The organism is Microbulbifer weihaiensis (assembly GCF_048323715.1).
Lineage (GTDB): Bacteria > Pseudomonadota > Gammaproteobacteria > Pseudomonadales > Cellvibrionaceae > Microbulbifer.
Genome location: NZ_JBLWFL010000001.1, coordinates 496,526 through 522,284, shown reverse-complemented (window position 1 = coordinate 522,284; position 25,759 = coordinate 496,526). Strand labels below are relative to the sequence as shown.

General features: G+C 60.0%; 26 protein-coding genes and 1 other RNA gene. 13 read left to right on the top strand and 14 right to left on the bottom strand.

The window, feature by feature from the left end; translation table 11 throughout:
- The first annotated feature begins 58 nt into the window (after positions 1-58).
- The 3 genes from ACNKU7_RS02255 (at position 59) to mepK (ending at position 3,699) form a co-directional block, all read left to right on the top strand.
- The gene (locus ACNKU7_RS02255; protein WP_418295331.1) at positions 59-1,363 is read left to right on the top strand and encodes a L,D-transpeptidase family protein; all 1,305 of its coding nucleotides are present in this window, start codon (positions 59-61) and stop codon (positions 1,361-1,363) included.
- Between the two features lie 10 nt (positions 1,364-1,373).
- Entirely contained in the window at positions 1,374-2,558 is a 1,185-nt protein-coding gene (locus ACNKU7_RS02250; protein WP_418295330.1) for a L,D-transpeptidase family protein, read from the top strand.
- A gap of 607 nt (positions 2,559-3,165) precedes the next feature.
- Positions 3,166-3,699 (top strand): peptidoglycan L,D-endopeptidase MepK, encoded by a 534-nt coding sequence (mepK, locus tag ACNKU7_RS02245; RefSeq protein WP_418295329.1) that lies wholly within the window; start codon positions 3,166-3,168, stop codon positions 3,697-3,699.
- 73 nt (positions 3,700-3,772) lie between these two features.
- On the opposite strand, the gene ACNKU7_RS02240 is transcribed toward mepK, so the two are convergent.
- Positions 3,773-4,975: an imelysin family protein gene (locus tag ACNKU7_RS02240; RefSeq protein WP_418295328.1), complete on the bottom strand. Its 1,203-nt coding sequence runs from the start codon at positions 4,973-4,975 to the stop codon at positions 3,773-3,775.
- 77 nt (positions 4,976-5,052) lie between these two features.
- Positions 5,053-5,745, bottom strand: a complete 693-nt coding sequence (locus tag ACNKU7_RS02235; protein WP_418295327.1) for a histidinol-phosphatase — start codon at positions 5,743-5,745, stop codon at positions 5,053-5,055.
- Positions 5,746-6,010: 265 nt separating this feature from the next.
- Here ACNKU7_RS02235 and ACNKU7_RS02230 point away from each other — a divergent pair, with 265 nt between their 5' ends.
- Both ACNKU7_RS02230 and ptsP read left to right on the top strand, forming a co-directional pair.
- Positions 6,011-6,664, top strand: coding sequence for an RNA pyrophosphohydrolase (locus ACNKU7_RS02230; RefSeq protein WP_472439822.1), 654 nt, complete (start codon positions 6,011-6,013; stop codon positions 6,662-6,664).
- A gap of 83 nt (positions 6,665-6,747) precedes the next feature.
- Positions 6,748-9,027 carry a phosphoenolpyruvate--protein phosphotransferase gene (ptsP, locus tag ACNKU7_RS02225; protein ID WP_418295326.1) on the top strand — a complete coding sequence of 760 codons (2,280 nt, stop codon included), beginning with the start codon at positions 6,748-6,750 and terminating at the stop codon, positions 9,025-9,027.
- A 112-nt stretch (positions 9,028-9,139) separates the two neighbouring features.
- Here ptsP and gcvH read toward each other — a convergent pair whose 3' ends face one another.
- Both gcvH and gcvT read right to left on the bottom strand, forming a co-directional pair.
- Positions 9,140-9,529, bottom strand: a complete 390-nt coding sequence (gcvH, locus tag ACNKU7_RS02220) for a glycine cleavage system protein GcvH (RefSeq protein WP_418295325.1) — start codon at positions 9,527-9,529, stop codon at positions 9,140-9,142.
- A 79-nt stretch (positions 9,530-9,608) separates the two neighbouring features.
- Positions 9,609-10,697 carry a glycine cleavage system aminomethyltransferase GcvT gene (gcvT, locus tag ACNKU7_RS02215; RefSeq protein WP_418295324.1) on the bottom strand — a complete coding sequence of 363 codons (1,089 nt, stop codon included), beginning with the start codon at positions 10,695-10,697 and terminating at the stop codon, positions 9,609-9,611.
- 459 nt (positions 10,698-11,156) lie between these two features.
- Between gcvT and ACNKU7_RS02210 the strand changes: the two genes are divergently transcribed.
- Positions 11,157-11,834, top strand: a complete 678-nt coding sequence (locus ACNKU7_RS02210) for a 2OG-Fe(II) oxygenase (RefSeq protein WP_418295323.1) — start codon at positions 11,157-11,159, stop codon at positions 11,832-11,834.
- Positions 11,835-11,864: 30 nt separating this feature from the next.
- Here ACNKU7_RS02210 and ACNKU7_RS02205 read toward each other — a convergent pair whose 3' ends face one another.
- From ACNKU7_RS02205 to ACNKU7_RS02170, 8 genes are all read right to left on the bottom strand, one after another.
- Entirely contained in the window at positions 11,865-12,431 is a 567-nt protein-coding gene (locus tag ACNKU7_RS02205; RefSeq protein ID WP_418295322.1) for a CBS domain-containing protein, read from the bottom strand.
- Positions 12,432-12,558: 127 nt separating this feature from the next.
- Positions 12,559-12,843: a hypothetical protein gene (locus tag ACNKU7_RS02200; RefSeq protein ID WP_418295321.1), complete on the bottom strand. Its 285-nt coding sequence runs from the start codon at positions 12,841-12,843 to the stop codon at positions 12,559-12,561.
- Between the two features lie 194 nt (positions 12,844-13,037).
- Positions 13,038-14,198 carry a hemolysin family protein gene (locus ACNKU7_RS02195; protein WP_418295320.1) on the bottom strand — a complete coding sequence of 387 codons (1,161 nt, stop codon included), beginning with the start codon at positions 14,196-14,198 and terminating at the stop codon, positions 13,038-13,040.
- Between the two features lie 6 nt (positions 14,199-14,204).
- Entirely contained in the window at positions 14,205-15,233 is a 1,029-nt protein-coding gene (locus tag ACNKU7_RS02190) for a rhomboid family intramembrane serine protease (protein ID WP_418295319.1), read from the bottom strand.
- A 193-nt stretch (positions 15,234-15,426) separates the two neighbouring features.
- The gene (locus tag ACNKU7_RS02185; protein WP_418295318.1) at positions 15,427-16,662 is read right to left on the bottom strand and encodes a UbiH/UbiF/VisC/COQ6 family ubiquinone biosynthesis hydroxylase; all 1,236 of its coding nucleotides are present in this window, start codon (positions 16,660-16,662) and stop codon (positions 15,427-15,429) included.
- Between the two features lie 42 nt (positions 16,663-16,704).
- Positions 16,705-17,952 (bottom strand): FAD-dependent monooxygenase, encoded by a 1,248-nt coding sequence (locus ACNKU7_RS02180; RefSeq protein ID WP_418295317.1) that lies wholly within the window; start codon positions 17,950-17,952, stop codon positions 16,705-16,707.
- Positions 17,949-19,283: an aminopeptidase P N-terminal domain-containing protein gene (locus ACNKU7_RS02175; protein WP_418295316.1), complete on the bottom strand. Its 1,335-nt coding sequence runs from the start codon at positions 19,281-19,283 to the stop codon at positions 17,949-17,951. The genes ACNKU7_RS02180 and ACNKU7_RS02175 overlap by 4 nt, the downstream gene beginning before the upstream one ends.
- Positions 19,283-19,858, bottom strand: coding sequence for a UPF0149 family protein (locus tag ACNKU7_RS02170; protein WP_418295315.1), 576 nt, complete (start codon positions 19,856-19,858; stop codon positions 19,283-19,285). Before ACNKU7_RS02170 ends, ACNKU7_RS02175 begins: the two co-directional genes overlap by 1 nt.
- Positions 19,859-20,147: 289 nt before the next feature.
- On the opposite strand from ACNKU7_RS02170, the gene ACNKU7_RS02165 reads away from it, so the two are divergent.
- From ACNKU7_RS02165 to ACNKU7_RS02150, 4 genes are all read left to right on the top strand, one after another.
- Positions 20,148-20,417, top strand: a complete 270-nt coding sequence (locus tag ACNKU7_RS02165) for a TIGR02449 family protein (RefSeq protein WP_418295314.1) — start codon at positions 20,148-20,150, stop codon at positions 20,415-20,417.
- Complete coding sequence (locus ACNKU7_RS02160) at positions 20,414-20,728, top strand: cell division protein ZapA (RefSeq protein ID WP_418295313.1); 315 nt, start codon at positions 20,414-20,416, stop codon at positions 20,726-20,728. Before ACNKU7_RS02165 ends, ACNKU7_RS02160 begins: the two co-directional genes overlap by 4 nt.
- A gap of 111 nt (positions 20,729-20,839) precedes the next feature.
- A non-coding RNA gene (gene ssrS / locus ACNKU7_RS02155) (6S RNA) lies at positions 20,840-21,021 on the top strand.
- A 28-nt stretch (positions 21,022-21,049) separates the two neighbouring features.
- On the top strand, positions 21,050-21,670 hold the full coding sequence (locus ACNKU7_RS02150) for a 5-formyltetrahydrofolate cyclo-ligase (RefSeq protein WP_418295312.1): 621 nt from the start codon (positions 21,050-21,052) through the stop codon (positions 21,668-21,670).
- Between the two features lie 89 nt (positions 21,671-21,759).
- On the opposite strand, the gene ACNKU7_RS02145 is transcribed toward ACNKU7_RS02150, so the two are convergent.
- The gene (locus ACNKU7_RS02145) at positions 21,760-21,900 is read right to left on the bottom strand and encodes a hypothetical protein (protein ID WP_418295311.1); all 141 of its coding nucleotides are present in this window, start codon (positions 21,898-21,900) and stop codon (positions 21,760-21,762) included.
- A gap of 312 nt (positions 21,901-22,212) precedes the next feature.
- On the bottom strand, positions 22,213-23,745 hold the full coding sequence (ilvA, locus tag ACNKU7_RS02140) for a threonine ammonia-lyase, biosynthetic (protein WP_418295310.1): 1,533 nt from the start codon (positions 23,743-23,745) through the stop codon (positions 22,213-22,215).
- Positions 23,746-23,897: 152 nt separating this feature from the next.
- On the opposite strand from ilvA, the gene rpiA reads away from it, so the two are divergent.
- The 3 genes from rpiA (at position 23,898) to ACNKU7_RS02125 (ending at position 25,738) form a co-directional block, all read left to right on the top strand.
- A complete protein-coding gene (rpiA, locus tag ACNKU7_RS02135; protein WP_418295309.1) occupies positions 23,898-24,575 on the top strand; it encodes a ribose-5-phosphate isomerase RpiA in 678 nt (225 codons plus the stop codon).
- A gap of 19 nt (positions 24,576-24,594) precedes the next feature.
- A complete protein-coding gene (locus ACNKU7_RS02130; RefSeq protein WP_418295308.1) occupies positions 24,595-25,218 on the top strand; it encodes a transglycosylase SLT domain-containing protein in 624 nt (207 codons plus the stop codon).
- Between the two features lie 178 nt (positions 25,219-25,396).
- Positions 25,397-25,738, top strand: a complete 342-nt coding sequence (locus tag ACNKU7_RS02125; protein ID WP_418295307.1) for a DUF4168 domain-containing protein — start codon at positions 25,397-25,399, stop codon at positions 25,736-25,738.
- The last annotated feature ends 21 nt before the right edge of the window (positions 25,739-25,759 follow it).

Here is a 25,759-nt window from a genome sequence, read left to right as displayed (position 1 = left end):
TTCCGGACGGCGTTTTAATATTCGGGGCTTTCAGATGTTCGGGTTCAGGGGTACAGCCATGGGTTTCAAGGGCGCCAACCACACCGCCAATCCGCTTCTCAATCGTGCCGCGCTCGCCGCGGTCTTTTTGTCACTGTCCGCCCAGGCTGCGGAAAGCGACCGTCAGCCACAGCACGGAAACACCACAAGCGATGCCATCGAACTGGCACCGGGCCAGCAGACCACCCGGCCGGGGGATGCCCTCGACTACAGCCCGTTCACGCCATATGGGCGGCAATATGCGCTGATGCGGGAGGAGCTGGCACGCTATCGCGCATTGGCGCAGGGGGACATATGGCAACCCCTGCCCAAGGGACAGTCCCTGGCACCCGGTATGCGCGATGAACGCATCAAGGCATTGCGCTCACTGCTCATGCAATATGGAGACTACCCCGTCAGCGGGGATATGGGCGCCGGCAGGTTGAAGAGCGACAAGGCCACCGAGCCCGACCAGTACGACGAGGCACTGCGCGCGGCCGTGCTGCGGTTTCAGCGTCGCCATGGGCTCCGCACCGACGGCGTAGTCGATAGCACCACCCTCTCTAACCTGAACACGCCGCCCGACAAGCGTCTGGAAATTCTGGAGGCCAATCTGGAGCGCTGGCGCCAGATGCCCAAAGACCTCGGCCAGCGTTACATCCTGGTCAACATCCCGGACTTCACTCTGCGACTGATGCACGGCGAGGAGGAGCAGTACCGCATGCGGGTCGTAGTGGGCAAAGCCGAGCACGAAACACCCCAATTGAGCACCCGCTTGACCCGCGTGGTGTTCAACCCGACCTGGACGGTACCGCGCAATATTGCCCTGCGCGAGCTGCTGCCGAAAGGCAGTGCCAATCTGGTTGCAGGAGGGTACCGACTGGTCAACAACCGCGGCAAATCTGTGCCCTTTAGCGGCAGCAACCTGCGCGCGCTGCGCCTCGGCAGCGTGGCGCTCCAGCAGCGCGGCGGCGATGGCAATGCGCTCGGCCGCTTCAAATTCGTGATACCCAATCGCCAGGCGATTTTTCTCCACGACACCAACAAGAAAAACCTTTTCAGCCGCAACCAGCGCGCCTTCAGCCACGGCTGTATCCGCCTGGAGAAACCCCAGGAGCTGGCGCAGATCGTTCTCGCCAGTCAGGGCAATTGGACAGAGGAAAAGCTGGCCAGGATGACCACTGGCAGCAGCCGTACCCGCGGGGTCGCGCTGGAGCGCCCCATTCCGGTCTACATCACTTACTGGACAGCCTGGGTCGACGAGGAAGGACTGTTGAATTTCCGCCCGGATGTCTACGGCCGCGACAGCCAATCGTCACTGGCAAAATCGGGGCCACAGGAGTAAGGAGTCCGCCATGATGCTGCGATTGCCGAACCTGCGAATCTGGCGACAATGGCCCATTCTGCTCGCGGCCGTTACCCTCAGCGTTGCCCCCCTGCTTTCAGAGTCGACTGCAGCCAGGCCACCGATGGCAGAGGCAGTGGATTTCGCGTCGGCCGGCATCCAGTTGCGTCAGCACGCCCAGCAATATCGCAATCTGGCGAAAAGCTGGCGTCCCATGGAAGCTGGAGCCCCCCTTTATCCCGGGCAGAGGACTTCGCGCGTGGCACAGCTGCGATCCCTGTTGCGCCAATATGGCGACTATAACGGTCACCCCGGCCCGCTGCAGGTCAGCGGCGCTGATCCAAAGCGCTTCGATGCCGGTTTACAGCTGGCTGTCGAATCCTACCAGCGCCGCCACGGTCTCGAGGTTACCGGCCAGGCTGACAAGCCGACACTGGCGGCGCTCGCCCGTCCGCCCGGCGAACTGGCCCGCCTGATGGAACTCAATGCCGATCGCTGGGACAAGCTTCCTCCCACTCCGGGCGCGCGCTATATCCTCGTCAACATTCCAGACTACCGGCTGCAGCTGGTTGAAAACCGGAAAGTTACCCTGGCCATGAAAACCGTGGTGGGGAAAAGCAGCAAGCGAACCCCACAAATGACCACAAAAGTCACCTCGGTAGTGTTCAACCCCACCTGGACGGTACCGCGCAGTATTCTCCTGACCGACCTGCTGCCGAAAGCGCGCAACAATCCCGAGGCCATGCACAAACGGGGCTATCGGGTGGTGAAATACGGCACCAACAGCACCAAGCCGATCTCCGACGCGGGGATCGAGAGTGCGGCGCGGGGCAAGGCCACCCTGCGCCAGATCGCCGGGCCCGGCAACACCCTGGGACGGGTCAAATTCGTCATGCCGAACAAGAAGGCGATCTATCTGCACGACACCCAGGCCCAGAGCCTGTTCGAACACCGCCATCGCGCCTTCAGCCACGGTTGTATCCGCCTGCAGCAGCCGGAAGAGCTGGCCTATGCGCTGCTGGGACACCAGGGATGGGACAGAACCCGCATCGCCCAGATCACCACTGGCGATGAATCCCTCTCCATCAAAGTGGATAATCCCCCACCGCTCTTCATTACCTACTTCACGGCCTGGGTGGATCCTCACGGTCAGCTACAGTTTCGCCCGGATATCTATCACCTGGACGATCACTGAGTCGAGACAGCGCCTGCCGGCCGCTGGCATAACGCCAGTGCCCCGGAGCCAACCCCCCCTTCTTCTATAGGCAGCAGTCAGGGCCCGCCAGAGTCAGGGAGGGAGTCCGGTGCAGCCACAGCGCGAGCCGACAAAAGACTGACTACCTCCTGGCGCCAATATAGGAAGGCGAATGTTGCCGCCATCATAAGACTGCAACAACGAACGTCCGGCACTCGGTGTTAGGGATCTGATCCTACTGAGGCCAAATAACTAAGCCTCAGGCCCCTAAATTAAGCGCTTTTGCCAATAGCCATCACTCTTTGCTCGCCGCCTCGCCACAGGACAAACGGTCAAAACCAAGTAGTCAGAAAAGAATTTTGTTTTCCAAGTGACAACGTTGTCATGAACTTTTCTGGGGATTCTGTGAACAGAAAGCAACAAAAATTCTCTTTCGCTAGCGCCAAAGGATTAATTTCGCCAGCCATTCTTCCAATCAATTCGTCATTACCCCTGATCAGTTTGTAACCAAAGATTATTTTTTGTACAGTTTGCCCATACCGAGTGGCACCGGAGGCAACTCAAGAAAGGCATCACTCAACACAACTAGTAGAGGCGGTAACAGGGTATGAAAGAAGTTTCCAGACGCAGGTTCTTAGCAGTTTCTGCAGCAACCGCGGCGGCGGTTTCAGCCGGCCCGGCACTGGCGAAGGTAGGTAAATCGCGCACGCTGAAAATGCGCAACCTCCACACCGGTGAGCGCCTGAGCACAGCCTACTGGGCGGATGGCGACTACGTAGGCAGCGGCCTCAAGCAGTTCAACCGACTGCTGCGCGACCACCGCGCCAACGAAGTGACGCGCATGGATCCGAAGCTGTTCGACATTGTGTACAAACTGAAGGAAAAGCTGAACTACAACGGCGAAGTCGAGATCATCTCCGGCTACCGTTCAGCCAAGACCAACGCCAAGCTGCGCGCCGCAGGCCGCGGTGTGGCCCGCCGCAGCTACCACACTCGCGGCATGGCCCTGGATATCCGCATGCCGGGCGTCCCGCTGTCCAAACTGCGCCAGGCGGCGCTGGAGCTCAAGGCTGGTGGTGTAGGCTACTACCCGAAGAGCAACTTCGTACACGTCGACACCGGCCCGGTTCGCCGCTGGTAAGACGGCGCGAGCCAAGCACAAAAAAACCCGGGCAATGCCCGGGTTTTTTTGTGGCTTTCCACTGCGAACAAAACTATTCCGCGGAGCTGTTCAGGCTGACCGGCGTCATATCCTGCTCCTGTGCTGGCACCCGGGTTTCCCCGGATATCAGCCCGATCATCACCTCCACCTGCTGGCGGCTGCGCTGCAGTTCCGCGGGCGCGGCCAGCTCGAAGGGATCTTCCATCTTCAGCAAGCGCGCTTCCAGCTCGGCAAACGCCTGAGCGAGGGCTTCGGCCTGAGGACGGTCGAGTAACAGGTCAGCCAGGCCACCACTGCCACTTTCCGGCAGCCAAACGGTCTGCAGGGTTCGCAGCATCGCCAGCAGCGCTTGCTTCGAATCCGCCGCCAGGCTGCTTTCCACGTCACTTTCCGAGCTTTCCGGAAGTCGCGGCAATACCTCGTTCCGCAACAGTTGCACGTGCGCAGTACGCACGGTTTGCATCCGCATCGCTGGAGACTGGGACAGGAAGCGCTGGGACAGGTCGTTGGCGTTAAGCGGCCAACGGTTCGCCAGGCCCTGGATATCCTCGGCAATCCCTTCTGTGATCAGGCGGGTCAACTCCCGGCGCCGGTTCGCCGCCTGCGCTTCAGGATGCTCGCCACCAGAAGCGGCCTCAAACTGATCCGCGGTGCGTTCGCTGGTCGGCCCCCACAGCATGACTTCCAGTGCATGGAATCCGGTACTGGCCTCCTCGTGCGCAGTCAGGCGGTGCTGTTTGCGCAGGTTGGCCAGGGTCAACTCAATGGCGGTGTCATTGACGATGCCGCTGGTCGAATAACCCGGCACGGTATCCAGGTAACCCGCCTGGGCCGGCCAGCTATCCAGGGCCAGCAACAGGTCTTCGCCCTGCTGGTGCAGATCCGCCGGCGCAAAAGCAACCTGGATATAGGGCTGTGACGCGGACAGTTCCCGGTGCGCATCCAGCCACGCCAGCTTGGCGGCCTCCAGGTGATCTTCCGTCGGTGACTCAAGCAGCGTGGTGACCGCGCGACTCAGTGCGTCTACCGCAGCCTTGCTGTCGATAAGCTGGGTCTGTCCGGCCTGCCAGAACGCATTCGACAGGGTCTCCGCTGCGGCACTGTTCACCGCAGTCCCTGCACTGGCAGTGGGGCTCTCTGCCACCGCCGCAGTTGACTCCGACTGCCGTTCACAACCCGCACTGAACAGAAGAAAGCCCACCAGTGATGTGGCGGCCAATGGAAGAAGTACCCCGTGTCGTACTGCGTTACTCACCTGATGTCGTTCCCGAAATATCCAAACTGAAATGTGAAGCCAGCCCTGCGACCGGCATGTCCATCACAGGGCACTGATTAAAACGTTAGCGCGTCAGAATACGCCGCGCGATCGCCGCGCAGGCTGATTACACGCCAGCCACGCTCCAGCGCTTCCCGCTGCAGGCGCTCGTCCGGATCCACCGCGACCGGGTGTTCCACCTGCTGCAGCAGTGGCAGGTCGTTAATGGAATCGCTGTAAAACCATTTTTCGCCGCGCGCAAAATGCCGGTTATCCTCCAGCCAGGCCTGCAGGCGCAAGACCTTGCCGCCCTGGAAGCACGGCTCCCCGGCGACACGGCCGGTAAAGCGGCCATCGACTTCCTCCGGCTCGGTCGCCAGCAGGGTGTCGACCCCCAGGCGCTGGGCGATCGGCGCCACCACAAAGCGGTTGGTTGCGGTGATGATCATGATGTGGTGGCCGGCATCCCGGTGCCGCTGGATCAGGTCTTCCGCATTGGGCAACCAGATCTCACTGATCACCTCCTGCATGAATTCCCGCTGCAGGTTCTCCAGTTGTCCCCGTGTCATCTGGGCGAGCGGCTCGAGAGCGAATTCCAGATAGGCGAAAATGTCGAGAGCCCCCCGTTGATAATCGCGGTAGAAACGATCGTTCTCACTGCGAAAACGTTCGCCATCCACACATTCGCGGGCAACGAGGAACTCACCCCATGCGTGATCGCTGTCACCACCGATCAGGGTGTTGTCCAGATCAAAAATCGCCAACTGCACAAAACTCTCCTTTCTTCACTATAGGGCACACTTGACGCGCATGTGATCTTGCCGGTCAATTTTGTGCCCGGTGTCCCAATCACCCATTGCTCCGCCGCACATCAGGACTGCTATTTAGACGCCGAAATGGCAGGCGATTCTAACCCGCCGATAAAAGGCTTACACAGACCCTCTTCACTGAATTGCCGTAATTCAGTCGCTGTGGAACAATGCTGGACAACTGCGTGCGGCAAACACCGCACCATACAGAATTGAGGACGGTATTTTGGGCGACGGCAAGCAATCCCCCGCCGGGCGAAAAAAACGCCGCAAACCCGCCAGAAATTCTGCGCGCAACGACAAGACCAAGAGCGGTAGAAATGACCGCCGGCAGGCCGCAGAAGCCACTGGTAACGGTTCGAATAACGACAGCAATATCGACAGTGAGGGCTTTCGTCCCAACGTCGGTATCATCGTTCTGAACGAGCGCGGCCAGGCTCTCTGGGCGCGCAGGGTAGGCGGCAAAGACGCGTGGCAATTCCCGCAGGGCGGCATCAATCCCGGTGAAACACCCGAACAGGCGCTTTACCGGGAACTCTATGAAGAAATCGGGCTCACCCGCAGCCAGGTCACCATGCTGGCCTCCACCCGGGGCTGGCTGCGCTATCGGTTGCCGCAGCGCCTGGTGCGCAAGCGCTCTGAGCCACTGTGCATAGGCCAGAAACAAAAGTGGTATTTACTGCAGCTGAAGGCCGAAGAGAGCAATATCAGCTTTAACAACGGCTACAAACCGGAGTTCGACCATTGGCGCTGGGTGAGTTACTGGCACCCGCTGACTAAAGTGGTGACGTTCAAGCGGGAAGTCTACCGGCGTGCACTCACAGAGCTGGCGCCCACGCAATTACAATTGGAAAGACGCTGGCTCCAGCGCGACCGCTAACCCGGCCAGCGCGGCGGTCGCCCTCGACCGCCAGCGCTCTCCGGTTCCTACCGGAGCCATAGACATACGGCGAGGAAGCCAATTTGCTCGGATCACTGCGTAGCATCGTTCAGGAAGTAAACACCGCCCGGGATCTGCCCTCGGTGCTGGATATCATCGTCCGGCGCGTGCGTGAGGTGATGCATACCAAAGTGTGCTCGGTTTACCTCCGCGACAAGCAAACCGGTAATTACGTCCTGATGGCCACCCAGGGCCTGAACCAGGATGCGGTGGGCCAGGTTTACCTGGCGCCCGGCGAGGGCCTGGTGGGCAACGTGGTTACCCGCGAGGAACCGATCAACCTGGAGCAGGCCGAAGCCCACCCCGCCTATCAGTACTTCCCCGCCACCGGCGAAGAACGTTTCTCAGCCTTTCTCGGCACCCCCATCATCCATCACCGCAACGTCCTTGGCGTACTGGTCATCCAGCAGGCAGAAAAACGTCGTTTTGACGAGGGCGAAGAAGCCTTCCTGGTGACCCTGTCTGCCCAGCTGGCCGGCGTTATCGCCCACGCCGAAGCGACCGGGGCCCTGGCCACCATTGGCCAACAGCGCCACGAAGCAAAATTTGGCGGTATTGCCGCGTCGCCGGGCGTCGCCATCGGCCGCGCGCACATCGTGGCGCCGCCTGCCAACCTCGCCACCGTGCCCTTCGCCTGCACCACCGATGTGGATGCAGAGCTGGAGCTGTTCCAGGACGCCCTTGCCGCAGCGCGGGATGAGATACGGGCCGTGGGCGAAAAGCTCAAGGACAACCTGAACAAGGAAGAGCGCGCCCTGTTCGACGCCTACATCAGCATGCTCGACGATAACTCGATTGCGGTTGAAGTGTGTGAGCGTATTCGCCAACAGGTCACCGCCAGTCGCGCCTGGGCCGAGGTGATGCTGGAACACGTGCGCCGCTTCGAGGCCATGTCCGACTCCTATTTCCGCGATCGCGCTGCCGATGTTCGCGACCTGGGTGGACGGGTGCTGATGCATCTCCGCCAGCAACAGCAAAGCCAGCGGGACTACCCGGAAAACACCATTCTGGTTGGCGAGGAACTGACTGCCGCGGTGCTCGCGGATGTGCCGCCGAGCAAGCTCGCCGGCCTGGTTTCAGTGAAAGGGTCCGCCAACAGCCATGTGGCCATCATTGCCCGGGCCATGGGCCTGCCAGCGGTGATGGGTGCCCAGGATCTGCCCTGGGAGCAGATCGACGGCGCGGATCTGGTGGTGGATGGCTACCGCGGGGAGCTGCACATTCACCCGGGGCCCGAATTGAAGCGCCGCTACGATGCGATCGTCGAGGAAGAGCGCGAGCTGGCGCGCAATCTCGATCACCTGGCAAAGCTGCCGTGTGAAACCGCGGATGGCCACCGGGTACGCCTGTGGGTAAATACCGGACTGATGGCCGACGTGGTGCGCTCCCTTGAGCGCGGCGCCGAAGGCGTCGGCCTGTATCGCACCGAAGTGCCTTTCCTGCTCCGGGACCGCTTCCCGTCGGAAGAGGAGCAGCGGGAAATCTATCGCGAACAGCTCCAGGCTTTCGCCCCACGACCGGTCACCATGCGCACGCTGGATATCGGTGGTGACAAGGCGCTGACCTACTTCCCGATCGACGAGACCAATCCTTTCCTGGGCTGGCGCGGCATCCGCGTTACCCTCGACCACCCGGAAATTTTTCTCGCCCAGGTGCGGGCGATGATGAAAGCCAGCGTTGGCCTGGATAACCTGCGCATCATGCTGCCGATGATCAGCGGTGTGAGCGAACTGGAGGCCGCGCGCAAACTGGTCGACCGCGCCTACGATGAGCTGCTGGACGAAGGCTACGCCATCCAGCGCCCGCCGCTGGGAATCATGATTGAGGTTCCCTCTGCGGTGTATCAGGCGCGCGAACTGGCCGCGCGGGTAGACTTTATGTCGGTGGGCAGCAATGACCTGACCCAGTACCTGCTGGCGGTGGATCGCAACAACAGCCGCGTGGCGAGCATCTATCACAGTTTCCATCCCGCCGTGTTGCAGGCGCTGCTGCAAGTGGTTACGGCCGGGCACGAAACCAGTACCAAGGTGGGAATCTGCGGTGAGCTGGCCGGGGATCCCGGCGGCGCCCTGCTGCTGGTCGCCATGGGCTACGATGTGCTGTCCATGAACGCCACCAACCTGCCGCGGGTCAAAGCTGCACTGCGGGAAGTGAAGAAATCCGAACTCGACCGCCTGCTGCAGCAGGTATTGAAGATGGAGTGCCCGGAACAGATCGAGGAAAAACTGCACGGGTACCTTCAGGACCTGGGGCTGAAGGCACTGGTGCAGCCACAGCAGGCGGCGGCGACTTCAGGGCACTGACGAGCCACCAGCGGCTGGCAACGAGGCGCCGAACGCCGCCAAGGGTCGCATCACCGCACAAACAAAAACGCCGGGCATAGCCCGGCGTTTTTGTTGGCGTATCGAAAAGGGATCAGTCCTCTTCGCTTTCCGCCTTGTAAGCGTCCGCGTCCAGCAGCTTGTCCAGCTCGCTCTCGTCGCTGGGCTTGATACGGAAGAACCAGCCATCGTCGTAGGGGCTGGAGTTAACGGTTTCCGGCTCGTCTGCCAGCGCTTCGTTCACTGCAACCACTTCACCGGAGATCGGCGAGTAGATGTCACTGGCCGCCTTTACAGACTCAACGACACCCGCTTCTTCACCGGCAGACAGCGTGGCGCCAACTTCCGGGGTTTCAACGTAAACCACATCACCCAGGGCATCCTGGGCATGGTCACTGATGCCCACGGTAACAGTGCCGTCTTCTTCCAGACGAGCCCATTCGTGGCTGGAAGCGTATTTCAATTCGCTGCGAATCTCGCTCATGAGCGTTTCCCTCAAAATAAACTGCTAAGCAGTGTCTGCAAATAAATCGGAATTCAGAATATCGGTGTAACGAAAACGCTTACACCAGGGGCTTGCCGTTGCGTACAAAGCTCGCCTTAACCACCCGAACCGGAACCAGTTTGTTGCGGATCTCAACCTGGGCAGTATCCCCCACACTGACCGGCACCCGTGCCATCGCAATGGAGTAGCCGAGTGTCGGTGAGAATGTACCGCTGGTGATGATACCGCGACGCTCGGTGCCGTCCACTACTACGGACTGGCCAGCGCGCAAAACACCGCGCTCTTGCAGTACCAGGCCCACCAGTTTGTTCTCCACGCCGGCCTGTTTCTGCGCTTCCAGCGCCTTGCGGCCGATGAAATCGCGGGACTCAGGCTCCCACGCAATGGTCCAGCCCATATTGGCTTCCAGCGGAGAGGTTTCGTCATCCATCTCGTGGCCGTACAGGTTCATACCGGCTTCCAGGCGCAGCGTGTCGCGCGCGCCCAGACCACAGGGAGCGACACCCGCGTCCGCCAGTGCCTGCCAGAAGCCACTGGCATCATCATTGGCCAGCATGATTTCCAGGCCGTCTTCACCGGTATAACCGGTGCGCGCCACAAACCAGTCACCGCGCGCAAAACTCTGGAAGACCTTGAGCCCGTCAATCGCCGCAGTCCAGTCGATGCCCATCACTTCCTTGACCTTCTCGATCGCCAGCGGGCCCTGGATGGCCACCATCGCCAGGTTCGGGCGCTCGGTCAGGGTTACGTCAAATTCCTGTGCCTGCTGGTTCATCCAAGCCAGGTCTTTCTCACGGGTCGCGCAGTTTACAACCACACGGTAGCCCGGGTCGCGGAAGTAAACGATCAGGTCGTCTACTACGCCGCCTTTTTCATTGAGCATGCCAGTGTAGAGCGCTTTGCCGGGATTACCGGCCAGCTTGGCCACGTCATTGGCAACCAGCTTGCGCAGGTAATCGGTTGCACCGGCACCCTCGATATCGACGACGGTCATGTGGGAAACGTCGAACATGCCGGCTTCTTTACGCACCTTGTGATGCTCATCCAGCTGGGAGCCGTAATGCAGGGGCATATCCCAGCCGCCAAAATCCACCATTTTGCCGCCCATGGCGACATGGGCATCGTAAAGTGCCGTTTTGTTTCCCATTTTGATTCCCGATGTCTGAAGGTGTTTCCTGATACCACCGCGCCCTGCGGCTGCCAGCGGCTATTTATGGCGGCGTATTCTAACGGCCGCGGAACGGGAGATGCCAGATGGCAACACTCTGCAAAGACTAGCAGCAACAGTGAAAAATTTTATGTATTTGCCTGAGTGGAGGACAGGGCGCCGACCCACAGGCACTTGGCGCAATTTTCACCCACCAGTAAAGCCCAGGGGTAATCGGGCTTGGCGGCGGTCGGCGGCGGCGAACCGTAGCGAGCCCGGCCGCCATATCCGTGTTTGCCGGCGGCCAATACCCGGGCGAAAATTGTGGAAATTATCGCTGGCGCGAACAGAAAACAGACAGTATAAATAGTGCCCGCGCCAGACCGGCCCAGCCCTCTGTTGCGCGGCGTACCCTCCCCGATAGCGGCCACCCAGGCCACCGGTTTGGACTTACCCCTATTGAACACTTTGCATTCTGCGGCGGAAGATCTCTGGCGTCGCGCCCCCGATGGTGAGGATCCGCTCGACCGCATCGCGACGGCCCTGCGCGGCCCCGGCTATATCGTATTGCCCGCGCCACTGCCCCCGGCATTACTGGGCGCCCTGTTGCGCCATTTCCGCTCCATCGACCGCACCCGCTTCCAAAGCGCAGGCATCGGCCGCGAGAGCGACCACCAGCTGAACCACTTTGTGCGCACCGACGAGATCTTCTGGCTCGACAAGAGCAACCCGGCGGTCAGCGCCTACCTGGAATGGGCGGAAAGCCTGCGCCTGGGCCTGAACCGGCGGCTCTTTCTGGGCCTGTTTGACTACGAGTGCCACTATGCCCGTTACGAGCCCGGCAGCTACTACAAAAAGCATGTGGACGCGTTCAAGGGCGGCACCAACCGCATTGTCAGCACGGTTCTGTACTTGACCCCCAACTGGCAGCCAAAGGACGGCGGGGAACTGCAGATCTATGCGCCCGACAGCGACGAGGTAATAGAGAAAGTTGCCCCGCGGTTCGGACAAATGGTGGTTTTCCTGTCCGAGGACTTTCCCCACGAAGTGCTCACCAGCAATCGCTCCCGCTACAGCGTTACCGGCTGGTTCCGGGTGAATAACAGCCTCGGGGAAAATATCGACCCGGCCCGCTAACCGGGCCGGGCCGTCTGCGCCATTCGCTTTTCAGTGCATCGCGGTTACGGAGCGCAACAGCTCGGCAATATTCGCTGGAGTCTCTATCGGAAACTCCATATGCAGGCGTGCCGCCACCTCGTCCGCACTGATCAGCCCCCGCACCTGATGGCGATCGGTATCCACCACCAGGCAGTGACGCTGCCCGCTCCGGCGCAGTGTCCCGAGTACGTCACGGATACTGGCGTGCTTCAATTCGTCAAAACTCAACTGTTGTAACCGGTCACGGGTACGCATGAGGTCACCGACGGTCAGCTCGTGGCGGCTGATCCCCGCCGCCACATATTGCATCACCCGTTGGTGGGAAACGTCTTCGGCTGTGAGCAGGCCAATAAAGTCACCCCGATGATCCATGACCAGAACCGAGGTGAGGTGGCCTGTGCGCAAAACTTGCGCCGCATCCATCGCCGAAACCGAAGCGGTCAGGATCGAAGGGTGGTGCTGTTTGAAGTCAGTGACGAAATTCAGCGCCGGCGAATCCAGTGACAAGTCATCAAACTCCTCCGGAAATACCAACTTGTCTGCGTCATGCAGAGGCGTGAGATTGAGCTTTTTCATGGCAATAATTCTCTTCAAATCGGGTGCGCGTTTGCAAAGCGCGCAACTGCACACCCAAACTTCTTTACTCTCCGGCCGGTAAAACAGAAATCCGCCGGGGTATAACGGTGTAGGGAAAGAAAAATTATTACCGGGCAGGAGGCCCGCGAATGGTGTGCGCAACACGCGCGTGAGAAAAGAAGGAGCCGGAAGGGTGTGTGAGGGGCATCGCCAACGCTGGTGATGGCGAACGCAAGTGCGCGGCTGAAACGATTTGCGGCTCACCGTCATCCGATGGCGATGAGCCTGGATCCTGCAACAGCGTGCTGATCTGCTTATCCGCAGCATCCAGCTGCAATACCATCGGCTCTGCACGCCCTTCGGCGCAGAGCAACATGGATTGCAGAAGTACCAGCAGAATTCCGAGGCGCACGCTTAATCGCTCAGTGATTTCAGTTTCTTGTTCAGTTACTTCTTTATCTGCCCGCCGCAGGTATTTTTCAAGTGCCCTGCGACGAATGGCGGACATTTATCGCCCGAGTGCCGCCAGCCATTAATCCCATACCCCCGTTGCGCGCAAACGGTTTACTGCTTCTTGGAACCTGAGACAGCCCCGGTGTTCCTGTGTCAGCCGTCTTTATCCCTGTCTTTATCGCCATCGCCCTTCAACACCTCGCCAATTTTGCGTTGCAGGGCCTCATGGGGTTCCTCTTCGTCCGATTCAGACTGGGCCGACTCATCAACCCGCAGGCCATAGCGCTTGGATCGCCAGCGCCACAAGCGCTTTGCCAGCTCCTGCCGATCCGGGGTTTTATCCGCCTCGTCAACGATCTCCTCGCCCAGCAGGGTTTCGAGAATATCTTCGAGCGTCACCAGCCCCTCGAGGCTGCCGTATTCATCCACCACCGCGCTGATCTGTACCCGCCGCGACAGCATTTTGTGAAACACCTGATAGATCGCGGCCGTCTCCGGCAACATCAGCAGGTCGCGACTGAGGCTGCGCAGCTGGCGATCCAGCTCGCCGCGCGCATAGGCCAGCAGCAGATCCTGCTTGAGCACAAACCCCACCACCAGCTCCGGATCATCCTGTTCGTAGATCGGAATACGGGAAAAGCGGCTTCTTTCCACTTCGCCATAGGCCTCGCCGACGGTCATATCCCGGGACAGGGAGAACACTACGGTGCGCGGTGTCATCACCTCTCGCACGGTGTGGTCGCGCAGGGTAAAAAACAGGTTGTGAAGGATGCTGGTCTCGTGGCGTTCCAGCTGACCTTCGGCCTCACCCAGCTCGGCCATGACCGCAAATTCCTCCCGGCTGAAGCCGGTGAGTGTCGGCCCCCGGGTGAGCCCGCGGGTAAGCCATTCCGACAACCACACAAATGGCTTCAATACCCACACCAGGTAACGCAGGCAATAACCGGTTACCGGCGCCAGCTGACGCCAGTAAAGCGCGCCCAGGGTTTTGGGGATGATTTCAGAAAACACCAGGATCAGAAGCGTGAGAATCGCAGAGGCAATCCCCAGGTAATGACTGCCAAATACCGCGGCTGCCTGGGCACCGGCACCGGCGGCGCCAGCGGTGTGGGCGACAGTATTCAGGGTCAGGATTGCAGCCAGCGGCGCATTGATATCATCCTTCAACTGCCGCAATACGCGCCCCGCGCGCTGCCCATCCCGCTCCAGCAAACTGATGTACGGCCGGGTGACACTCAGGATTACGGACTCGGCGATGGAGCACAGGAAAGAAAACCCCAGTGCGATCAGAACATATATAACCAGTAGCAACATAGGAAATCAGAAAGTCTCACGTGCTGAATTCCGGGAGGGAGGCTCCGGGGCGAAATGCTTGCCGCCGCCGGCAAGGCAGAACAGTAAAGCAAGAACCGCGCCGGTGGCAAAGCCCCCGACATGGGCGGCATTGGCGATACCGACAGAAAGCAGGTACTCGATGATTCCAAATGCGCACAGGAACAACCACACAACCATGGTCCACAGGATCGAAGGCGGCACCTCCCTCCAGCCGGGCTGCCAGCGCTGAATCACAATGGCCGCGCCAACAAGCGCGTAGACAACGCCAGACATTCCGCCGAATTTTACTTCCGGCGACCAAAAATACTGCGCGAGGTTGGATACCGGCGCACTGATCAATACCAAAAGCCCGAACAGCAAGGTTCCCGCGCGCGCTTCCAGCGAGCGGCCAACGATCCACACCCCAAGGCTGTTGAACAGCGCGTGTGGCAAAGAAAAATGGATGATTGCCGGCGTCCAGAGTCGCCAGTATTCACCCTGGGCCAAATGCATGTTCAGGCTGGAGTCGGACCCATGAACAGAGCCTGCAACCTGGGGGTAAATCATCAGGCCAGAATCCCACCCCATGATTTGCAAAAACCAGCCCAGAAAACACAGCACTACCAGCAAAAGGCAAAGTGGCGTCTGGCTCAGGGGCCACTGGGGAATCACCGAATGCGGCACCTGGCCCGCCGTCGACGCAGCGGGAACCGGCTCATCGGGATCAGGGGAATCCGCCGGATCAGCAGGCTGGACGGGGTCGCTGTCGGGGTTATCAGCAGCCGCAACCTGCTCGCCCTGTGGTTGCTGCTCGTAGACATGCACCGAGATATTCTCCAGCGCCACCTCACCCGCCTGCCAGCGTTGCAGCAGCTGTCGCATCGGCTCTACCAGTTGCGGTGCCAGTGTGGCTACGCACTGGTGATTGCGTTCTTCACTGATACGCATTGGCAACTGATGGCGACGAATAAACGCCGCCACCGCGGAAAGGTCATCCTGCAAGGAAAATTCGTAGACAGTTACCCAATCGCTCAACTCTGCACCCCTGTACCGACAGCAACCGCCAGCACCGGTATGGCGGCGGGCTGACTTCGATGATTAAAGTGTGCGGGGACTCTAACAAATTTTTGCGGGGCGGGCCGGCAAAACCGGCAGCGACAGTAGCGCGGGCAGAGACACCGCGGAGATACAAAAGCGCGGCCCGCGCAGCCGCGCTTAACAGGACGCATCACACAGACATGGCGCGCATAATGATCCGCTTTTTCAACAGCGGACTCGCATCCACCATACTTAACCCCGTATTGCGCAGCCAGCGCCAGTGCAAGTCGCCGGCGCCAAACAGGGACTTGAAGGTACTCATGGCTTTCAGGGTCGCGGCATTCTCGCCTTTACGCCGGCGCTGATAGCGGGCCAGCACTGAAGCATGGGAAGGGTTCAGGTCGCGCTTGAGTCCGCGGTCAATTTCTTCCGTCAGCACCCGCACATCCATCAACCCCAGGTTGACGCCCTGCCCGGCAAGCGGATGAATGCTGTGCGCGGCATCCCCGATCAACGCGGCCCCCGGACCAAAGTAAGCTTCTGCATGGCGCGCCCGCAGTGCAAAGGAGAATCGCTCACTGACAAATTCCACGGTGCCCAGCCGGCTTTCGAAGGCCTTTTCCAGATTCAGGGCAAACGCCTTGTCATCCAGCATCACCAGTTCACGGGCGAGCTCATCATCGGCAGACCAGACTACCGCGCAGTGTTTGTCGTCACCGAGCCCGGACAGTGGCAGAAACGCCAGCGGCCCGGTAGACAGGAAGCGCTGCCAGGCAGTGAACTGGTGGGACTGTTCGCAGCGCGCCACGCACACCAGTGCCGTCTGCTTGTACTCCACATCCCGGGTGCGGATGCGCAGCATGTCCCGGACCCGGGAGCGGGCGCCGTCAGCGCCAATCAACAGCCGTGTGGTAAGCACCGGCGGCGCTTCATTCAGGCCGTCAATCGCATCGTGATTCTCGTTGCGGGCCTGCAGGTGCCAGAGGCCACAGTCGCGCCACCAGCTTTCCAGCTTGAAGCCGGTCACCAGATCCACATTCGGTAGAGCCTCCACACGCTCCCGCAGTGCCGCCAGTACCACATTGTTTTCCACAATGTGGCCCAGGTTTGGCAGCTTCACATCGCGGCAATCAAACCAGACCGAGCCGGTGCCCTCGGCATCCCAGACCCGCATCTGTGTATAGGGACACTCCCGCTTGCCGGCGATCAGCTGCCAGGCACCGACTTCTTCCAGCAGTTCCCGGGAAGCTTCCGTCAGGGCCACCACGCGGGCATCGTACGCATCCGGCTTGACCTGTGGTTCGATGGTCGATGCCTCGAGCAGTGAGATTCGCAGTTGAGGGTGGCGCACGGCCAGCAGAGCCGCTTGTGCCATGCCCACCATACCGCCGCCAACGATGGTGATATCCATCCGTTGTCTGTTCATAGGCCGTTGGTCTCCGGTTCTTATTCCGATGCCTTATGAAAATTAAATACCCAGACCCGCAGCCTGGCGCACGAAACCCGACCTAAGGGGCGGCGCCAGGGTCAGTCCCAGCAGGCCCGCCTGCCGCAGTCCCTGCGCGAACAGGTTGCGTGCCGCAAAGAGTGGTGGTGTGCGATCGCTAAAGCCAATCGTCAGTTGCTGATCTAGTTGACGTTCGCGCCAGTACGCCTGCATTAAGTCTAGCTCTCCGGCGAGAAGTTGCCCGCGGGCAATCTCTGACTGGTGTAGTGCGAGGGTTCGCGCCAGCCCTTCGCAGTCTCGCAAGGTGAGATTGAACCCCTGCCCGGCCACCGGGTGCAGGAAGTGCGCACAGTTACCCACCAGGGCAATACTGCGGCGCACCTGCTCGCGCGCCAGTGATAACTTGAGCGGGTATCCGTGCACATTGCCTGCGCGCAGGATCCGCCCCGCCCGCCAGCCGAAAGCCTCCTGCAGACGGGCAATAAACTCGCGCTCCGGCAGGTTCATGATTTGATCCGCGTCCCCTTCATCGCAAGTCCAGACCAGCGCCGCGCGATGGACACCGTTGCGCTTCGGAAGCGGCAACAGGGCCATCGGCCCGGAGTCGGTAAAGCGCTCGTACGCCACTCCGCCGTGATCGCGCAGAAGACCAACAGTAGTGACCAGCGCGCGCTGCTGGTAGTGCACTTCACGGGTTTCGATGCCGAGACTGCGACACAGCGGCGAATCCACACCATCGGCAATGACCAGCAACCCGGCCTGCAACTGTTGTTCGCTGCCACCGTCACCCCGCCACCCCACACTGGCGCCAGCTGAATTCACAGACACCCCGGCGACTTGCGCCGGTGCCAGAACCCGGGTCGCAGTGGCAGACAGGGCGCGGTACAGAGCCGGCCCCAGGGCCGCGTTTTCGATTACCGCGCCGAGCATCCCTTCAAAGCTTGCGTGCGCTTCGCGCCCGGCATCGAGCGACGCCCCCATTGTGTGCCCCCGGTCCGACACCTCGACCCGGCGGATCGGCGCAGCGAATTCTCGCAAGTCGGGCCACAACCCCAGCTGGTCAAATACCTGCAGGCTGCCGGCAGCAATCGCCGTTGCCCGGGCGTCAAAACTGGGGAGTTCGATCGCACCCCCAGGTTCCTGCAAGCCGTGCTTTTCCAGCAATGCCACCTTTAAATCCGGGCAGTGATGGGAAAGCAGCAGCGCCAGGCAGGCCCCGGCCATGCCGCCGCCTACAATCGCCACATCTACAGTGTCTTTCGCGTTCACAGCAGAGCCTCCTGAACCAGGTCACCTGCGCGCATCAGGTGCTCGATATCGGCAACCGACTTGGGCGCCGCCGACGATAACACCTGCGGCCCGCCCTTCATCAGCGCGACGTCATCTTCAATACGAATTCCGATACCGCGGAATTTTTCCGGAACCCGCTCATCACCCGCGGGAATATAGATCCCGGGCTCCACCGTCATCACCATACCCGCCTCAAGCTGGCGCCACTGGCCATGCACCTTGTAATCGCCAACATCATGCACATCCATCCCAAGCCAGTGACCTACCCGGTGCATGTAAAAACGCCGGTAGGCCCCGGACTCGATCAGGCCGCTGAGATCTCCCCGCAGCAAACCGAGCTCTTTCAAGCCCTCAGTAATTACTTTGACGCTTGCCAGGTGAGGCTGATCCCAGTGGTTGCCAACGGCAATATGGTCGATGGCGGCCTGCTGGCCGGCCAGAACAATTTCGTACACGGCTTTTTGCGCCCCGCTGAAGCGGCCGTTGACCGGGAAGGTGCGGGTGATATCCGCCGCGTAACCCCGGAACTCGCATCCGGCATCCATCAGTACCAGGTCGCCATTTCGCAGCGGTGCACTGTTGCTGCAGTAATGCATAACCAGAGCATTGGCTCCGCCGCCCACGATACTCGGGTAAGCGAGTTCACGCGCGCCCGCCGCCATGCAGCTGTGCAGGAATTCGGCTTCGAGGTGATACTCCGACAGGCCCGGCCGACACGCGGCCATGGCCCGGCAGTGGCCCTGCGCACTGATCTCGGCGGCGCGCGCCATCAGGCGGATTTCCGCCGCGCTCTTGAACAGGCGCAAATCGTGCAGCAGGGGATCGAGGCTGATTATTTCCGGAGCACCTTTGGTTCCGGGCGCATTGGCAATGGCTGCGAGGTAACTCTGCAGGCGGCGATCCAGCTGGGGGAAACGTCCCATGGTGTAGTAAATATAATCGCGCCCTTCCATCAGCCCCGGGAGAATGTCATCCAGGTCGCCAATCGGAAAGGCATCGCACAGGCCACAGGTTTCCGCAGCCTGCTCCGGGCCGGTTCTCGGGCCATCCCAAAGTTCTTTTTCCGCATCCCGCTCGCGACAAAAGAGCAGTGACTCCCCCTGCTGCCTGCCGGGCATCATCACCAGCAGTGACTCGGGCTCGGCAAACCCCGTCAGGTAATTGAAGTCACTGTCCTGCCGAAAAGGGAAATAGGTATCTCGGGAGCGCAGCTGCTCCCGCGCCGAAGGCACAATAGCAAGGCTGTTTTCCGGCAGGGCTTCCAGCAAACGCTGTCGGCGACGTATATATTCCGCGCGGGAGATTGTCATCAGTGCACCGTATGTCCGCCATCCGCAGGCAGGGTACCGCCGTCACCGCCAGGGCCGTTACATTCGACAAAAATATTCAGTGCCGCAACACGTACATACTCCTGGACTTCAAACAGCTGCGCTTCCTGCTCTTTGGAGTTTTCCATTTGCTGGGCGTCCAGCTGGGCAATTTCGGTAAGGTCTTTCAACGCCTCACTACTGGTGGGCAGCAGATCGCGGGAATATTTCCCGACGCCGAAACCATGCAGGAACCCCTCACACCACAGGCACAGGCTCTGGCCTTTTTCGGCCAGGTCTTCGCTGCCTGACAAAAGTGGCTGGAAAGAGAACTCGGTGTCTGAAAGTGCCTTCAGGCTATCGTCCGCCAGGGCGACGGCATCCCGCTGCAGGTCGGCTGGAATCGCCTCCAGATCAAGGAATTCCACAAGCTCCTTCTGCCAGCGCGATTTATCCGGGCGCGCGCCGCTGCTGAGCAGGCCACAAATAAATCCATGCAGTTCACTGGGGCCAATTTTGCCACCGGCGGCCAGGATCTGGCTGGCGAGATCGTCAAACAGGCTATCCGCTGCAGCCATACTCTACTCCTAAATAATTCGAAGGGCGGTCGAAACAAAAACCACACATGTCTCAACCCGGGTGTGTTTTGGGTGCGATTTTTCCACAAACTGGTGAAATTGTGTGGGGCAACATCGTGCGGGGTAATTGACCCTCTAATACGCCAGCAATATAGTAGCGGAATCGCCCGGCGCTGACAGTCGTGGCACAGGTATAAGCGACCTCACCGCACATTTGTTGCACGATTTGGTGAGGATGACAGACGGCGGACGCTTCATTCGAGTAAACCGCCGCCCGCAGGTAGTCCCGTTGCCGGCGACCCTGCCCGACATCAGCCGCAGGGGTTCGCGGCGAATCGTAAACGCAGGAAATATGGACAAAATACAGGCGTTAGAACTCAAGTTGGATACGCTGATCAACCAGCTCCAGCAACTGGCCGCCGACAATCGCGCACTGCGTGAACAGCAAAGCCAGTGGCAACATGAACGCCAACGGTTAATCCAGAACAACGAAGCGGCCCGCAGCCGGGTTGAAACCATGATCAACCGCCTGAAAGGGCTGAACCAAGAAAACCAATGAGCAGCAAACCCCAGAACACCGCCACCATGGCCGTAACCATACTCGACAAGGAGTATCGCGTTGCCTGCTCGGAAGAAGAGCAGGCCGGCCTGCAGGCATCGGCAAAACTGCTCAATGAACGCATGGCCCGCATCCGCAACAGTGGTTCAGTCATCGGCGGCGAACGTATCGCCGTAATGGCAGCCCTCAATATTGCTCACGAACTGATCCAGGCCAAGGCGGAGCTCGCTCGCCAGCCAGTGGAAGAGCAGATGATTGAGCGCCTGCACGAAAAAGTGCAGGCTGCATTGAGCAAGTTCGACGCGTCCTGATTCCCCGGCTCGCGCCACTCCCGCACCTGGATACTCTTGACATTGGCGCCCGGAGCACATTTTCCGGCAAAAGCCCTTTAGCCTTTTGTAGCCCCAAGAGTTATACTTCGTCTGGCCCTGGAGGGTTGGCCAGTTGACTATGTCCTCGAGCCGATAATATCACCCTGGAGGTTTCCAGCGGGTGCTGGTGTGCAAGTCCGCCACGTAGCGGAAAGCCTAATGCATCTCGGGAACCGCCACCTTGAGCCTTACGGTTCAAGGCTACGTCATCAGCCGCATCTTCCGGGGCTCTTTTATTTCCTTTCTGTGCACACCTGACCGATGCCGGATCCCCACACTTTATCCAACGCGGGCAAGCTGCCGAAGTCTCAGCTGCGACGCCTCATGCGCACTGCGCGCCGCGCACTGAATGCCAATCAGCAACGTACCGCCAGCCGCCGCCTGTGCAATCGCCTGGCACTGAGTGCGGACATACGACAGGCGCAGCATATAGGTATCTACTGGCCGATGGATGGCGAAGTCGACCTGCGCCTCCTGCTGGAACGCTTTCCGGACAAGAAGTTTTACCTGCCAGTACTGCCACAGCGCCCCAGGCAAAAGCTGGCCTTTCATCGCTGGTACGGCGAGCCCCTGAGTTTCCGCAACCGCTACGGCATTCCCGAGCCACTCAGTGGCAAAACCCACAGCCAGTTGCGTGCGCCGCACTTTCTCGACGTGGTACTGCTGCCTCTGGTCGCGTTCGATCCCCATGGCGGTCGCCTGGGTATGGGCGCCGGTCTCTACGACCGCACCTTCGCCTTCAAGCACCAGCTGCCGGGCTGCGGCCCCAGGCTGATCGGTACCGCGCACCAACTGCAATGTGTCGACAGGTTACCTGTGGATAACTGGGATATTCCCCTCGCGATGGTCGCCACCGATCAGCGCCTGTACCACTGCGACTAGCGCCACCTGGCGATACCACAACCCCGGAAACAAAAAAGCCGAACCCTGGGGTTCGGCTTTTTTGATTTTGCTACGCGCGGGCTGCGAGGTTAGCGAGTAACCACGCCCTGCTGAAGCGCCGCCGGAGCTTCTTCCTGATCAGAGGAGAACACCTCTGTCAGGCCGGCACTGCTCAGCAACACCCCCGCGACAAAGACAACTACTGCGAGTGTCAATGCATCGGGCTTCATGGGACCATCCTGTAAATTTCGAATCTTGTAGTTTTCGAATCTTTTGGTATCTGCCGGCGATCTGCGCCGCCGGTCCGGTGTCTTAGACTGCCTCTCCGCAAAAAGTTCTCGGCCTTTTCACTAAAGATTCAACGTCTCGTCAACCGGTTAAAAGATACTCGATCAGTGGCCAAATAGTAACCCGTCAAGTATTTTTTTTTGAGAGAAACCTCACATTTCAGAAATTGCAAGTTCGACAGATCGCTTGCTGTGAACTACTCGACGCAAGGGCCGGGGCGCGACGCACCAGTCGGGTGCAAGACCTGTGCCCGATCAGGCGCCGCGGGCCAAAAAGAAGCGATAGGCCGGGTTCTCGGTCTCATCCCAGAAAGGGTAATGCAGCTGATCCAGTAACTCGCGCAGCGCCGGCCGATCGGCCTCCGCCACTTCCAGGCCAACGAGTACCCGCCCGTAGGCTGCACCGTGGTTGCGGTAGTGGAACAGGGTGATATTCCAGCGCCCCGCCAACTGCTCCAGGAAGTTGCGCAAGGCCCCGGGGCGCTCCGGGAATTCAAAGCGGTAGACCACTTCATTCTCCACCCCCAGCGCACGCCCCCCGACAAGATGGCGGATATGCAACTTCGCCATCTCATTGTCGGTGAGATCCGTCACCTGGTAATCGCGCTCGGCCAACTGTCGCACCAGTTGCTGGCGATCGGCATCCGTCGTCACCTGCATGCCGACAAAGATATGCGCCTCGCTGCCATTGCTGTCGCCGCCGGCAAAGCGGTAATTGAATTCGGTAATGGAGCGGTCGCCCAGATCGCGGCAGAACTGCAGGTAGCTGCCAGGCCTCTCGGGGATCGTCACTGCCAATACCGCTTCGCGCTTCTCGCCAATCTCGGTGCGCTCGCTGATATAGCGCAGGCGATCAAAATTGGTATTGGCGCCGCTGCACACCGTAGCCAGCGCCTGATTCTGGCAGCCGCTCTCTTCTATGTACTTTTTCAGTCCCGCCAGGCCCACGGCACCAGCCGGTTCGGCAATCGAACGCGTGTCTTCGAAGATATCCTTGATCGCCGCACAAATCTCGTCGGTCGTTACCGTGATCACACCGTCGATGGTCTCGCGCAATACCCGGAAGGTTTCCTCGCCAATCTGCGCTACCGCGACGCCGTCAGCAAACAGGCCAACTTGCGGCAAGCGCTCGCGGTAGCCGGCATCCATGGCCACTTTCAGGCAGGCCGCATCTTCCGGCTCCACCGCATAGACCTTGATCTCCGGCCGCACATATTTGATGTATGCCGCCATACCGGCAGCCAGGCCGCCGCCGCCTACGGGAATAAACACCGCATCGAGGTGGCCCGGCTGCTGGCGCAGCAGTTCCATCGCTACCGTGCCCTGGCCCGCGATCACGTCCGGGTCATCATACGGATGCACGAACACCAGCCCGCGCTCTTCCACCAGCTCCCTCGCCCGTGCCGCCGCCTCGTCAAACGTATCGCCGTGCAGTACCACTTCCGCGCCGCGCATGCGCACCGCGTTCACCTTGATCGCTGGTGTTGTGGAAGGCATAACGATGGTGGCGCGAATACCCAGCTGCTGGGCACCCATCGCCAGCCCCTGGGCGTGGTTGCCGGCGGAGGCGGCAATCACACCGCGCGCACGCTGTTCCTGGGGCAATTGCAGCAGCTTGTTATAAGCGCCACGAATCTTGAATGAAAACACCGCTTGCAGGTCTTCACGCTTCAGCTGAATGCGATTACCCGTGCGATGGGACAGCTGCCGCATCGGCTCCAACGGGGTTTCAGTGGCGACATCGTAAATACGCGCGTCTAAAATGCGCTTGATATAGGACTTGGGCATGACAGAAATCGGCAGCCGGTAGATTATACAGAGCCCGCCAGTCTAATCCCTACACAGCAGCAAAGCCACTTTAAAACCATTTTTGCGCGAAAAAATATTCGAAAACCGAATTTTTGATAGCAAAAGTTGCACAAAAGGACGCAGGACCACCCATGAACCAGGATCAACTCAAGCGCGAAGTCGCCCGCGCCGCCGTCGAATACATCACCCCCATGCTGGAGGCCGAGACCATCGTCGGTGTGGGCACGGGCTCCACAGCGAATTTTTTCATCGACTTCCTGGCCGAGAAAAAAGGCCTGTTCGATGGCGCCGTCGCCAGTTCGGAAGCCTCCGCTGAGCGACTCAAATCCCACGGCATCCCGGTCTACGACCTCAACGCCGTGGACAGCATTCGCGTGTACGTTGACGGCGCAGATGAGACCAACCCGCTGCTGGAGCTGATCAAAGGTGGCGGTGCCGCCCTCACCCGCGAGAAGATCGTCGCCGCCTGTTCCGATGAGTTTGTGTGCATTGCTGACGAGAGCAAGTGGGTGAAGGTACTCGGGGACTTCCCGCTGCCGGTTGAAGTGATACCCATGGCGCGTTCTTATGTGGCGCGGGAATTGGTTAAACTGGGCGGCGACCCGGTTTACCGGGAAGGCGTGGTGACAGACAACGGCAACGTCATCCTCGACGTACACAACATGCAGATCGCCAAGCCCATTGAGCTGGAAGCCGCGATCAACAATATCACCGGCGTGGTAACCAACGGTCTGTTCGCGGCCCGTCCAGCTGATATCCTGTTACTCGGCACCGCCGATGGCGTAAAGACCATAAAATCCAAAGTGTGAAGCAACCCGACCGAGACTGATGGCTGACAACAATAACAAGCTCAAACTCGCGCTACTCGCCCTGCCGCTGCTGGCGGCGGGCTGCGCTACCACCCCGCCCAGTAATACGGACGATATCTGTGAGATATTCCGTGAGAAAGACGACTGGTATCACGATGCCGCCAAAGCCTCGCGCAAATGGAATACACCCATCGCCAGCATGATGGCGACCCTGCACCAGGAATCCCGCTTCGTACACGACGCCAAGCCACCGCGCACCCGGATCCTGTGGATCTTTCCCGGCCCGCGCCCCTCGGATGCCTACGGCTACGCCCAGGCGCTTGGCGCTACCTGGCGCGGCTACCAGCGCGCCACCAGTAACTACGGCGCCGATCGCGATGACTTTGCCGATGCGATCGACTTCGTAGGCTGGTACCACAACACCAGCCAGCGCCAGTGCCGTATCAAGCCCAACGACACCTACAGCCTGTACCTCGCCTACCACGAGGGGCATGGCGGCTTTAACCGCCGCACTTACCGCAACAAAAAATGGCTCCAGAATGTCGCCCACAAGGTTTCCGCGCGCTCCCAAAGTTACCAGCGGCAACTCAACAGTTGCGAAGCATCATTGAAGAAGCGCAAAAAGTTCCTCGGCCTGTTCTGAGACACCGGTCAACACCCTCGCAGGATGGCGGCGAATAACGCAAGCGCGACCCAATAACGACTACCCTTTGCAGACAGCAGCTTTGCCGCCCAATCCCGCCAAGGCTCTGTAGCCCTCCAAAAACGCTGGGCGTGCGCCCCGCACAGATGCGTTTTATCCGATAAATCGAGAGGTGCTCATGAAGCCAAACTTTATCTACACCGCGGCCCTTGCACTGCTGCTCGCCGCCGGCGGTGCATTTGCCGAAACTGTCAGTCAGGCACAGCTTGAAAAATTTGCCGATGCGTACCGCGCAATCGTGGATCTCAGCCGCGAATATGCCCCCAAACTCAAAGCTGCCGCCGATGCCGCTGCCGCAGAAGCGATCAACGTAGAAGCCCAGGGCAAAATGCTTTCCGCCGTACAGGGCGCGGGCCTCAGCAAAGAGGAATACCAGTCCATTGCCGAGCAGCTGCGCTCAGACCCGGAGCTGTTGAATCAGGTCAACACCATTTTGCAGCGAGATTCCCCGGCGCAGTAAGCCGGTCTCTCCCCTACCCGC